The organism is Streptococcus infantis, assembly GCF_047460825.1.
Lineage (GTDB): Bacteria > Bacillota > Bacilli > Lactobacillales > Streptococcaceae > Streptococcus > Streptococcus infantis_V.
In genome coordinates this window covers 139,029-150,770 of sequence record NZ_JASHFO010000001.1, presented here as the reverse complement: position 1 = coordinate 150,770, position 11,742 = coordinate 139,029, and the positions used below count along the sequence as shown (strand labels likewise).

The window sequence follows — 11,742 nt, the reverse complement described above, 5'->3', positions numbered from 1 at the left end:
TTAAATAGAGTTCTTTATTTTCTTAGTAATCAGGAAGCTTTTCCTCAGCGTACTCAATCATCTTCTCAGCTACTTCCCTATCGTATTCAAAGCCCATCTTTTGGGCAAGGATTTGAGCTTCTTGGTGGAAATTTTGCATCGTAGCCAATAAAGAATGAGTGATTTTATCTAAACTTGAGAAATCAAGCAGATTTGAGAATTCTTTCTCCTTCTCAGCAGGTAAATAGTTAAAGAGATACTTATAGTTCTTGCCGATGTCGACAGCCCCCCCATCACTTGCCACCTGCCAAGCCAAGATCTTTAGGAGTTCTTGTTGACAAATACCATAAAGATGGTCAATGGCATAGAAGACTTGCTTGCGACAGATTCCCTTAACCACATAGGCGGAAACCCACCAAAATTCATTGCAGGCTTTTTTTAAATCCTTCTCAGTAGCTGGACTTGTCCAGTAACGCTGAGGATTTGAAGAATATGGCGCAAACAAGCCCTTAGTGTCCTCTAGCACCGTGAAATCCGCTTCGCTTTCTACCCACTCCTGGATATGATCTTTGGGGCAAAGGGTCAAATCAATCCGGTTACCATCTTCAAAGAGCATGAGGTAGAGACGACGGTTGCCAAGGATATTATGCTGCTCAATGATACGAGTGCCAAACTGGTCTAACCAAGAAAGGTCACTCGTCAGATTATCTAAGTCGTCCACGACATAGACCACATCGTAATCCTGAAACTCATCTTTTGGTGCTTTTGTATCAGTTCGTGAACCAGATAGAGCCACAGCATCAACCTGTATCTTTTTAGCTGTTTCTAAAATTAGTTCAAGTATTTCCTGGTCAGTTCTCATGTGGTTCTTCCTCAGTGGTCTCTAGGTTCTGAATAACAGCATCTTCATTTCTTTGCTGAAGAAGCTTCTGAACTCTTTTTCTTTCAAGCTCTCCAACTATAAATTGAATGATAGAACTAATTCCAAAAAAAGGTAGCAGCAACATAATTCCCATTTCTTCAGTCAGCATTAAAAATAGGAAATTAATAACTGAAAATATTTCTAAAAACCAGGCATTTAGCCTAAGAAGTTTTGAGTAACTACTAGGATAATGTTTGAGATGTTTATTGCTCTTATAAATAGCTGTGAATCCAAAAGCTAAGCTAGCTGGTGTGAAAATAAAAATGTCAAAAGTATAGAATAGCAAACCTGCATAAGGATTGGATCTAAAAGGATTATCAAATAAAAAGACACAGGCGGTTACTATAGCTAATAGTAAGAATTCAAGAAAGCGAATTTTCTCAGGTTTTCCTTGTTTAGCTGTTATAAACATAACTGCACCTATAGCTAAAACTATCTCAAGAAAAGGAGTATGATACAATAAACTTATCATGATGTATACCTCTTTTAGAGAGCTAAAATTAAGAAATATAGACGATTTTTCAGATCAATCCTTGAGACTGACGCCATTTATCATAGGTTTCAATGTCTATTTTGACCATATTCATACAAAGTCCTACAACAGCCATATCATCCAAGTAGCCTGCTAACGGAATAAAATCTGGAATAATGTCAATTGGGGAAAGGAAATAAAGAAGTGCGCTTAAAACGGCTAAAATAGTTCCATAAGGAACCGTTGTGTATTTCCCTTGAGCATAATTTTTCACTAAAGAAATCATGACTGGGATCATTGTAAATTTCTTACCAACCAATGGCATCTCTTTAATTTTTTGCTCCAAACGGTACAAAAAATCATCTAATTCATCTTTATCGTTTAATAGGGCCTCAGATTGCGCATAGCCACTTTCAAGAGCTTCTTTAACTTGCTCTTCACTTAGATTTTCAGACATATCTTGTCCTCCATTTGTATTTATATCCTAATTTTAAAACACTGTCGCTTCTTCCAGTGTAAATTTAACATTATCTTCAATCCATTTACGGCGCGGTTCGACTTTATCCCCCATGAGAACATTGACGCGGCGTTCTGCGCGTGCCAAGTCTTCAATCGTGACACGAATAAGAGTACGTGTTTCTGGGTTCATGGTTGTTTCCCAAAGTTGGTCCGCATTCATCTCACCAAGCCCCTTGTAGCGTTGAAGGGTAGCTCCTTTGCCGAACTGTTTGCGGAGCTCTTCTAGCTCTCCGTCCGTCCATGCATAGGCTACTTCTTCTTTCTTACCTTTCCCTTTAGACATCTTGTAAAGAGGCGGAAGGGCAATATAGACATGCCCTGCTTCTACTAGGGGACGCATGTAGCGATAAAAGAAGGTTAAGAGAAGCGTTTGGATGTGGGCACCGTCGGTATCCGCATCGGTCATGATAATAATCTTGTCATAGTTGGCATCTTCAATAGAGAAGTCTGCTCCTACACCAGCACCGATGGTGTAAATCATGGTGTTGATTTCTTCATTTTTGAGGATATCGGCCATCTTTGCCTTAGCTGTATTGATAACCTTACCACGAAGAGGTAAGATTGCCTGGAACTTGCGGTCACGACCTTGTTTGGCAGAACCACCGGCAGAGTCCCCCTCAACTAGATAGAGTTCATTCTTAGCAGGATTCTTGGACTGGGCTGGAGTCAATTTCCCAGATAATAAGCCCTTGTCTTTTTTATTTTTCTTCCCATTTCGGCTCTCATCACGCGCCTTACGTGCCGCTTCACGAGCATCACGCGCCTTGATAGCCTTACGGATGAGGTTAGAAGCCAGTTCCCCATTTTCCATAAGGAAGAAGGTCAACTTATCAGCTACAATCCCATCTACAACGGGACGAGCAAGGGGACTTCCTAGTTTATCCTTAGTCTGTCCTTCAAACTGCAAATGTTCTTCAGGAACAAGGATGGAAAGAACTGCCGCCAACCCTTCACGGTAATCTGAACCTTCTAGGTTTTTATCTTTTTCTTTGAGAAGGCCAGTTTTTCGCGCATAGTCGTTCATGACTTTGGTAATGGCAGACTTGAATCCTGTCTCATGCGTTCCACCGTCCTTGGTACGAACGTTGTTAACAAAGGACAGAATGTTATCTGAAAATCCATCATTGTATTGGAGAGCTACTTCTACTTGGAAACCATTATCTTCCCCCTCAAAGTACAAAACAGGTGTCAAGGTTTCCTTGTCTTCATTGAGGTAGGAAACAAAGTCTTGTACCCCATTCTCATAATGGAATTCAATTGCTTCATCTGTTCGCTTATCCGTTAATGACAAGGTTACATTTTTCAAGAGAAAGGCCGACTCATTGAGACGCTCTGAAATGGTATTGTACTTGAAGTCTGTCGTAGAAAAGATACTAGCATCCGGCATGAAGGTCACTTTTGTACCTGTCTTAGATTTTGGTGCCGTTCCAACCTTTTCAAGAGTGGTTACTGGCTTTCCACCATTTTCAAAACGTTGCTTGTAGACTGCACCATCACGAGTGATTTCTACTTCCAGCCAACTAGAGAGTGCATTCACGACTGAAGAACCAACCCCGTGGAGACCACCAGAAGTCTTGTAACCACCTTGACCGAATTTTCCTCCAGCGTGAAGAATGGTAAAAATCACCTCAACCGTTGGAATTCCCATAGCGTGCATCCCAGTCGGCATCCCACGTCCGTGGTCTTGAACCGTTAAACTTCCATCCTTATTAATGGTTACATCAATGCGATCACCAAATCCAGACAGAGCTTCATCGACTGCATTATCGACAATTTCCCAAACAAGGTGATGTAGCCCAGCACCGTCAGTCGATCCGATATACATCCCTGGACGTTTACGGACCGCATCCAACCCTTCTAGCACCTGAATGGCATCATCATTATAATTGTTAATATTGATTTCCTTTTTTGACACAAGGAACCTCCTATTTGTTCATCTTTTCTATTTTACAGGTTTTCTAAGGATTTTGCAAAATTTTCTAGTTAATAAGACTATTCACAAGTTCTTTTTAGTAAAAAAATCACTCATTCTCACCCTAAAAAAAAGAAACCAAGACACGAGTCTCAGTTTTCTTTTCCTTTAACTTGACTTGTTGCAATATCTTCACCAAACCATTTTTGGCTAATTTCTTGGAATTTTCCATCTTGATACAATTCCACAAAAGCTTTATTTAAATTTTCTAGCAAAGTCTTATCAGCCGGTCTAACTCCAACTGCAAAGGATTCACTCTCAAAACCAGCTGGGAAAATCTCATACTGGTCTAATATCCCTTCCGTTTTAAGATAATAGTTGGCATAAACACGGTCAATTAAAAGAGCATCAATCCGATCATTTTGCAAGTCAATCAAGGCTTCATTAAAACTCTGATACTGATTAGCCTTTTGGTCCTTAACAATATTCTTTAGAAGATCTGGCTGAGCTTCAAAATCTAGATAACCAGAAGAACCTGCTTGGGCCCCCAAAATCTTATCTTTCATATCCGAAACTGACTGGATATTTTGCGATTTTTTTGACACGAGAACCTGCTGATTCTCCATATACGGTATTGTAAAAGCTACCTTCTCACAACGTTCATCCGTTGCAGAATAACCATTCCAAATAGCGTCAATAGTCCCATTTTGAAGTTCTGTTTCCTTCATATCCCAATCAATGGGTTGAAACTGTACCTTGAACCCCAGTTTCTCAGAAACGGCTTGGGCTAAATCAATATCAAATCCAACATATTGCCCATTCTTTTCTTCAAATCCCATAGGAACAAAAGTATTGTCAAATCCAATAGTAATGCTTCCTTGTTGTTGGTATTTTTCCCAATTATCTACTTTAGGATTGCTAGCTTTTTGCGTGCATCCTACCAGGAAAAAAGTAAGAAAGAATGCCAAAACAAGGCTGATTTTCTTTCGATTCATAGACACCTCCTACTTAGGCTCTACTTTGAGAATTTGGTCAGCGATATTCTCTGCAAACTGAAGATCGTGGGTAACGACAATCTGAGTCATACCTAATTCTCGATTTTGTAAAATCAGTTTTTCAACTTCGAGACGCAACTCTGGATCAAGAGCCGAAGTTGGTTCATCATATCCAATCACTTCTGGATCTATCATCATTGCACGTGCTAAGGCAACCCGTTGCTTTTGACCACCAGATAATGAGTATGGATAGGCATCCACATGAGCTTTGAGACCTAGACGAGTGAGTAAGTCGATTGCCTTCTTCTTCGCATCTGCCTCAGACATCCCCATAGTCTTGATAGGTGACAAAATCAAGTTCTCCATAACGGATAAGTGAGGAAAAAGCTGAAAATCTTGAAAAACAAATCCTAACAAGTGTCGTTTTTCAAGTTCATCCAAAGGTAATGATTCTCCGTTATAAAAAATCTCTCCTGAATCAATAGTTTCAAGTCCAGCTAACATTCTAAGCAAGGTTGTCTTTCCACCACCAGAAGGTCCAACGATGGCCAAAATTTGCTTTTCAGGAATTGTTAAACTGAAATTGGATAAAATTTCTTTTTTTCCAAATTTTTTGCTGATATTTCTTAACTCTAACATGGATAACCTCCTATCTATAGTAGCTGAATTTTTTCTCAAGTTTCTTAGCTAAAATTGTAACGATACCAATCACAAGCAGATAAATAGCTCCTGCTAGAAACATTGGAATCAAGCTAGCATCACGATTGGCTGCAGTACGACTAGCTAGGATTAAATCTGAAATACCGAGCGCATAGACCAGAGAAGTATCCTTAACCAAACTCATAACCTCGTTAAATACACTTGGTAAAACAATCTTGGTCACCTGTGGCAAAATGATATAGCGAACGGTATCGAAAGGATTGAATTTCAAAACCTTAGCTGCTTCGTATTGCCCTTGAGGAATGGTTGCAATTCCTCCACGGAAAATTTCAGCAAAGTAGGCTGCATAATTAAGCGTGAAGGCAATAATCGCAGCTGGCACCCGGTCCAATCGAATTCCGATACTTGGTAGGACATAATAAATAAAAATTAGTTGCAAAAGTAAGGGTGTTCCACGCATCACCCAGATATAAACATCAATTATGTAATGGAGGGGTTTCCAATGGACCTGTAAGCAAAAGGCAACCAAAATACCTAAAGGGATTGAAAAGAGCAAGACCAGTGCAAAAACTTGTAAAGTCATTATAGCACCGCTCAATAAACTTGGTAATATCTCGAATAAGTAAGACATATTCCACCTCCTAAAAATAATTGTTCCTATTATAGCATAAATAAACACAAAATCAAGGAATTTCAGAAACTTTCATGAATTTTTAAAACTTTAATCTTGATTTCCGAACAATAGTGTTCATGAGAAAAATTTTCTACTTACATAAAGAATCAGATGTCACAAATTGAGATAAGATTCCTTTCCGTTTCTCTCTCATTTCATGGTATAATAGAAGCATGATGACAATAGTATTATTAATTTTAGCTTATTTATTGGGTTCTATCCCTTCAGGACTGTGGATCGGGCAAATCTTCTTTAAGATTAATCTAAGAGAACATGGTTCTGGTAATACTGGAACGACCAATACCTTTCGAATCCTAGGTAAGAAAGCGGGTATGGCAACCTTCGTGATTGACTTTTTCAAAGGAACCATCGCAGCCTTACTCCCACTTATCTTTCATGTTCAAGGAGTTTCACCTCTAGTCTTTGGCCTTTTAGCTGTGATTGGGCATACCTTCCCAGTATTTGCAAGCTTTAAAGGAGGAAAAGCTGTCGCAACTAGTGCTGGAGTCATTTTCGGATTTGCTCCTCTATTTTGCCTCTATCTAGCAGTTGTTTTCTTCGGCACTCTTTATCTAGGCAGTATGATTTCTCTCTCTAGTGTTACTGCTGCCCTCGCTGCTGTACTTGGGGTGATTCTCTTTCCACTTATCGGTTTCCTACTGCCAAGTTACGATTTATTATTTGTAGTGATTATCCTAGCCCTCGCAAGTCTAATTATCATTCGCCATAAGGATAACATCAATCGTATTCAAAACAAAACTGAGAACCTAGTTCCTTGGGGACTAAATCTTACCCATCAAAAACCTAAAAAATAAAGCGTCAGTTTCAAACCGACGCTTTCTTGTTTATTTAGATTTGATATAGTTGATACCATCTGCTTTCGGTGCAACAGCTTTACCAAAGAAGGCTGCTAGTACGACAATGGTCAAAAGATATGGTGCAATTTGCAAGTAAACGGCTGGGACTCCTTGCAAGAAAGGAAGTTGAGAACCGATAACTGCTAAACTTTGTGATAGTCCAAAGAAGAGACTTGAAAGCATAGCACCAACAGGATTCCATTTACCGAAGATCATAGCAGCAAGTGCGATAAATCCAGGTCCAACGATGGTTGTAACTGAGAAGTTAACGGAAATTGACTGAGCGTAGATAGCTCCACCGATTCCTCCAAGGAAACCTGAAATCACAACTCCAAGATATCTCATCTTGTAGACATTAATCCCCAAAGTATCTGCTGCTTGTGGGTGTTCACCAACTGAACGAAGACGAAGTCCAAAGCGAGTCTTAAAGAGGATAAACCATGCTAAGAATGAGAAGGCAATTGCTAGGTAACCAAGTAAACTTGTTGACTTGAAGAAGATATCTCCGATAACTGGGATATTAGCCAAAAGAGGAAAATCAAAACGTCCAAAAGTTTGCGTTAAGTTATCCGTTTGTCCCTTGTTATAAAGCACCTTCACCAAGAAGACTGCCAAGGCTGGAGCCATCAAGTTAAGTACGGTACCACTGACAACATGGTCAGCACGAAAATGAACTGTAGCTACTGCGTGAATTAGTGAAAAGATAGCTCCGACTAATCCACCGACGAGAAGAGCCAACCAAGGAGTTAATGCTCCCAAATCTTGTGCAAATTCAAGGTTAAAAACAACTCCAGAGAAGGCACCCATGACCATGATTCCTTCAAGTCCAACGTTAACAACTCCACCACGTTCAGAGAAAACGCCTCCGATACTTGTGAAAATAAGTGGTGCTGAGTAAATCAACATTGAAGAAACCATAAGGGTTAGCATTGTTGTAATCGACATCCTTATTTACCTCCTTTAAGTTGTTTTCTTGGTTTGACATAGCGTTCGATGATGTAATGAACGCTGACAAAGAAGATAATTGAGGCTGTAACGATACTTACAAGCTCAGATGGCACTTGTGCAGCATTCATACCTGGAGCTCCAACTTGAAGCACTCCGAACAAGAAGGCTGCAAAGAGAATTCCAATTGGTGAGTTTGCAGCAAGTAGACTGACCGCCATACCATTAAATCCGATTGCCAATGATGAACCTTGGACATAAACGTTCTGGAAGGTACCAAGACCTTCTACAGCTCCACCTAGACCTGCAAGGGCACCAGAAATAATCATTGATAGAATAATGGTACGTTTCGCTGAAATACCAGCGTATTCAGAAGCATTTGGATTGAGACCAACTGCACGGATTTCAAAACCGAGAGTTGTCTTCTTAAGCAAGAACCAAATAACTGCAACTGCAATGATGGCAAAGAAAATCCCAATATTCATACGAGAGTTTCCTGTTAACTCAGCAAGCCAAGGTGTTTGATAAGTTGCATTTGCACTTACTCGAATTGATGAGTCAGTACTTTGCATGATATCTTTAGGGAAAGAGTGGATAAAGGCATTACTTGTATAGAGAACAATGTAGTTCATCATGATGGTTACGATGACTTCAGATGTTCCGAGGTAGGCCCTTAAAATACCAGGAATGGCACCAACTATTCCTCCAGCCACCAGCGCAATGACAACTGTCGCAAGAATCAACAATGGACGTGGCAAATCTGGATTTGAAAGAGCGAACCAGCCACTCATAACCCAACCAGCGAGTGCTTGTCCTGGAAGACCAACGTTAAAGAAGCCAGCACGACTCGCAACTGCAAATCCAAGAGCAATCAAGACTAGTGGCCCCATGGCACGGAAAATTTCACCGATTCCACGAACACTACCAAAGGCTGTGTAGAACAACTCTTCATAACCCCAAATAGCATCATAGCCAAAAATCCACATGACGATGGCTCCAAGCAAGATTCCAAGGATAACAGAAATCAAGGGAACCGAAATTTGTTGTAATTTTTTAGACATCACTCTTCTCCTTTTTCCAATTCACCACCAGCCATCAAGACACCAAGTTCTTGCTTGTTGGTTGTTTCTGGCGTTACAATCCCTTGAATCTTACCATCATGGATAACAGCGATTCTATCTGAGACATTTAGAATCTCATCTAGTTCAAAGCTGACTACAAGGACAGCTTTCCCATTATCACGTTCTTGAATCAAGCGTTTGTGAATGTACTCAATGGCACCGACGTCCAAACCACGAGTTGGTTGGCTGACGATGAGGAGATCCGGATTTCGATCAATCTCCCGAGCGATGATTGCTTTTTGTTGATTTCCTCCAGAAAGAGCCGAAGCTGGAACAATCTCACTAGCAGCACGAACATCAAACTCCTGCATCAATTTTTTTGCATAGTCAAGGATATTCGTATAATTTAAAATTCCCTTCTTGCTAAGAGGTTCTTTATAGTAGGTTTGAAGAGCGATATTTTCAGAAATCATCATTTCCAAGACCAAACCATCACGATGACGGTCTTCCGGAACGTGACCAACACTCAGTTCAGTAATTTGACGCGGATGCAATCCTACAATGGACTGGTCTTTCAATTCCACACTACCAGACTCAATCTTACGAAGTCCTGTGATAGCTTGGATCAATTCAGACTGACCATTTCCATCAATACCGGCAATTCCGACAATCTCACCAGCTCGAACATCGAGTGAAAGATTCTTAACAGCAGGAACGCCACGGTTTTCATGAACAACCAAGTCTTTGATGGAAAGAACGACTTCTTTAGGTTGAGGTGCTTGCTTCTCAGTTTTGAAGGAAACAGAACGTCCGACCATCATTTCTGCCAAGTCAGCATTAGTTGCACCCGCAATCTCAACTGTTTCGATTGATTTACCACGACGGATAACTGTAACGCGGTCAGAAACCGCACGAATTTCATCCAACTTGTGGGTAATCAAGATAATTGATTTGCCTTCTTTGACCAAGTTCTTCATGATAGCCATCAACTCATCGATTTCTGACGGAGTTAAAACGGCAGTTGGTTCGTCAAAGATGAGAATATCGGCACCACGATAAAGTGTCTTCAAAATTTCAACACGTTGTTGAGCACCAACAGAGATATCTGCTACTTTGGCAGAAGGATCCACAGCTAGTCCATAACGCTCTGATAGTTCAAGAATTTCTCGAGTTGCTCGAGCAATATCTAGAACACCATTTTTGGTTAATTCGCTTCCCAAAATGATATTTTCAGCAACAGTGAAAGCCTCTACCAACATAAAGTGTTGGTGAACCATTCCAATCCCTAGGCTAGCGGCTTTTGATGGCGAGTCTAGTTTTACAACTTGACCGTTGACCACAATTTCACCACTAGTTGGTTCTAGAAGCCCTGCTAGCATGTTCATAAGAGTGGACTTCCCAGCTCCATTTTCTCCTAAAAGTGCATGAATTTCACCTTTACGAAGTTCAAGGTTAATCTTGTCGTTAGCGACAAATTCACCGAAAACTTTGGTAATTTCATGCATCTCAATGACATTTTCGTGTGCCATGTGCTCTTCCTTTCAGAGTTTTATTTTATTTCAATAAAACCTGCTAAAGAGATCTTAACAAGCTCTATTGAGACAAAATTCATTTGCCCCAATTCTTAAAGAAGCGGCCCAAGGCCGCTTCCTAAGAAATGACTTCCTTTAATTATTTTTCAGGAACTTTGATGCTACCGTCAAGGATTTTAGCTTTTGCATCTTCAACAGCTTTCTTAGCTTCTTCAGTAAGGTTTGTCACTGCCAAGTCAACACCTTTATCTTTCAATGAGTAAACGATAACTTGACCACCAGGGAATTCACCTTTTTCTGCTTTGTTAGAAAGGTCTTGAACTGTTGTTCCAACTTGTTTCAAAGTAGAAGCAAGTACGAAGTTTGATTCTTTACCATCTTTAGAAGTGTATTTACCTTCTTCAACTTGGTCACGGTCTACACCGATAACCCAAACTTTTTCACTTTCATTTTTGCTTTCGTTCAAAGATTTAGCTTCTGAGAAAACACCTGCACCAGTACCACCAGCTGCTTGGTAGATTACGTCTGCTCCTGCAGCGTATTGTGCTGCAGCAATTGTTTTACCTTTAGCAGCATCACCAAATGATCCAGCATAGTCTACTTGAACCTTGATAGATGGGTCAACTGATTCAACACCAGCTTTGAAACCAGCTGCAAAACGAGAAATAACTTCAGATTCCATACCACCTACAAAACCTACTTGTTTTGTTTTAGTAGTTTTAGCTGCTGCTACACCTGCGAGGTAAGCTGCTTCGTTATCAGCAAATGTTACGCTTGCTACGTTCTTTTGATCTTTAATTACATCGTCGATCAAAACATAGTTTTTATCTGAATGTTCTTTTGCTGCTTCTTCAACTGCATTGTGAAGGGCAAAACCAACACCAAAAATCAAGTTGTAGCTTCCCGCTGCTTGGTTCAAGTTGTTAGCGTAGTCAGCTTCACTTGTTGATTGGAAGTAAGTGTAGCCATTATCTTTTGAAAGATTGTGCTCTTTACCCCAAGCTTGAAGACCTTCCCAAGCTGATTGGTTGAATGATTTATCATCAACACCACCAGTATCTGTAACGATAGCTGCTTTAGTCTTCACATCAGAAGAAGAAGCTGCGTTACGAGAAGAGCGATTACCACATGCAGCAAGTCCAAATGCTGCTACTGCAACTAGACCAAGGCCTAGCCATTGTTTCTTGTTCATTACTGAACCTCCTAAATAAGATG

At 40.3% G+C, this 11,742-nt stretch carries 12 protein-coding genes; 1 reads left to right on the top strand and 11 read right to left on the bottom strand.

Going from position 1 to position 11,742, the window contains the following annotated elements:
• Positions 1-22 precede the first annotated feature (22 nt).
• From QM911_RS00730 to QM911_RS00700, 7 genes are all read right to left on the bottom strand, one after another.
• The gene (locus QM911_RS00730; protein ID WP_414312795.1) at positions 23-841 is read right to left on the bottom strand and encodes an aminoglycoside 6-adenylyltransferase; all 819 of its coding nucleotides are present in this window, start codon (positions 839-841) and stop codon (positions 23-25) included.
• Positions 831-1,373 (bottom strand): hypothetical protein, encoded by a 543-nt coding sequence (locus QM911_RS00725; protein ID WP_414312794.1) that lies wholly within the window; start codon positions 1,371-1,373, stop codon positions 831-833. Before QM911_RS00725 ends, QM911_RS00730 begins: the two co-directional genes overlap by 11 nt.
• A gap of 49 nt (positions 1,374-1,422) precedes the next feature.
• Positions 1,423-1,830, bottom strand: coding sequence for a YkvA family protein (locus tag QM911_RS00720; RefSeq protein ID WP_414312793.1), 408 nt, complete (start codon positions 1,828-1,830; stop codon positions 1,423-1,425).
• Between the two features lie 33 nt (positions 1,831-1,863).
• Positions 1,864-3,807: a DNA topoisomerase IV subunit B gene (gene parE / locus QM911_RS00715; protein WP_414312792.1), complete on the bottom strand. Its 1,944-nt coding sequence runs from the start codon at positions 3,805-3,807 to the stop codon at positions 1,864-1,866.
• Positions 3,808-3,956: 149 nt separating this feature from the next.
• Positions 3,957-4,799, bottom strand: coding sequence for an amino acid ABC transporter substrate-binding protein (locus QM911_RS00710; protein ID WP_049527925.1), 843 nt, complete (start codon positions 4,797-4,799; stop codon positions 3,957-3,959).
• Positions 4,800-4,808: 9 nt separating this feature from the next.
• A complete protein-coding gene (locus QM911_RS00705; protein ID WP_049527923.1) occupies positions 4,809-5,438 on the bottom strand; it encodes an amino acid ABC transporter ATP-binding protein in 630 nt (209 codons plus the stop codon).
• Positions 5,439-5,448: 10 nt separating this feature from the next.
• The gene (locus tag QM911_RS00700) at positions 5,449-6,090 is read right to left on the bottom strand and encodes an amino acid ABC transporter permease (RefSeq protein WP_414312791.1); all 642 of its coding nucleotides are present in this window, start codon (positions 6,088-6,090) and stop codon (positions 5,449-5,451) included.
• Between the two features lie 215 nt (positions 6,091-6,305).
• Between QM911_RS00700 and plsY the strand changes: the two genes are divergently transcribed.
• Entirely contained in the window at positions 6,306-6,947 is a 642-nt protein-coding gene (plsY, locus tag QM911_RS00695; RefSeq protein ID WP_414312790.1) for a glycerol-3-phosphate 1-O-acyltransferase PlsY, read from the top strand.
• 30 nt (positions 6,948-6,977) lie between these two features.
• Here plsY and QM911_RS00690 read toward each other — a convergent pair whose 3' ends face one another.
• From QM911_RS00690 to QM911_RS00675, 4 genes are all read right to left on the bottom strand, one after another.
• Positions 6,978-7,934 carry an ABC transporter permease gene (locus QM911_RS00690; RefSeq protein WP_316108452.1) on the bottom strand — a complete coding sequence of 319 codons (957 nt, stop codon included), beginning with the start codon at positions 7,932-7,934 and terminating at the stop codon, positions 6,978-6,980.
• A gap of 2 nt (positions 7,935-7,936) precedes the next feature.
• Positions 7,937-8,995, bottom strand: a complete 1,059-nt coding sequence (locus QM911_RS00685) for an ABC transporter permease (protein WP_373093686.1) — start codon at positions 8,993-8,995, stop codon at positions 7,937-7,939.
• Entirely contained in the window at positions 8,995-10,524 is a 1,530-nt protein-coding gene (locus QM911_RS00680) for an ABC transporter ATP-binding protein (protein WP_414312789.1), read from the bottom strand. The genes QM911_RS00685 and QM911_RS00680 overlap by 1 nt, the downstream gene beginning before the upstream one ends.
• 142 nt (positions 10,525-10,666) lie before the next feature.
• Complete coding sequence (locus QM911_RS00675) at positions 10,667-11,719, bottom strand: BMP family lipoprotein (protein WP_414312788.1); 1,053 nt, start codon at positions 11,717-11,719, stop codon at positions 10,667-10,669.
• Positions 11,720-11,742: the final 23 nt, after the last annotated feature.

Coding starts and splice junctions, on each gene's coding strand:
- QM911_RS00730 (WP_414312795.1), bottom strand. CDS start 841: ATGAGAACTGACCAGGAAATACTTGAACTAATTTTAGAAACAGCTAAA.
- QM911_RS00725 (WP_414312794.1), bottom strand. CDS start 1,373: ATGATAAGTTTATTGTATCATACTCCTTTTCTTGAGATAGTTTTAGCT.
- QM911_RS00720 (WP_414312793.1), bottom strand. CDS start 1,830: ATGTCTGAAAATCTAAGTGAAGAGCAAGTTAAAGAAGCTCTTGAAAGT.
- QM911_RS00710 (WP_049527925.1), bottom strand. CDS start 4,799: ATGAATCGAAAGAAAATCAGCCTTGTTTTGGCATTCTTTCTTACTTTT.
- QM911_RS00705 (WP_049527923.1), bottom strand. CDS start 5,438: ATGTTAGAGTTAAGAAATATCAGCAAAAAATTTGGAAAAAAAGAAATT.
- QM911_RS00700 (WP_414312791.1), bottom strand. CDS start 6,090: ATGTCTTACTTATTCGAGATATTACCAAGTTTATTGAGCGGTGCTATA.
- plsY (WP_414312790.1), top strand. CDS start 6,306: ATGATGACAATAGTATTATTAATTTTAGCTTATTTATTGGGTTCTATC.
- QM911_RS00690 (WP_316108452.1), bottom strand. CDS start 7,934: ATGTCGATTACAACAATGCTAACCCTTATGGTTTCTTCAATGTTGATT.
- QM911_RS00685 (WP_373093686.1), bottom strand. CDS start 8,995: ATGTCTAAAAAATTACAACAAATTTCGGTTCCCTTGATTTCTGTTATC.
- QM911_RS00680 (WP_414312789.1), bottom strand. CDS start 10,524: ATGGCACACGAAAATGTCATTGAGATGCATGAAATTACCAAAGTTTTC.
- QM911_RS00675 (WP_414312788.1), bottom strand. CDS start 11,719: ATGAACAAGAAACAATGGCTAGGCCTTGGTCTAGTTGCAGTAGCAGCA.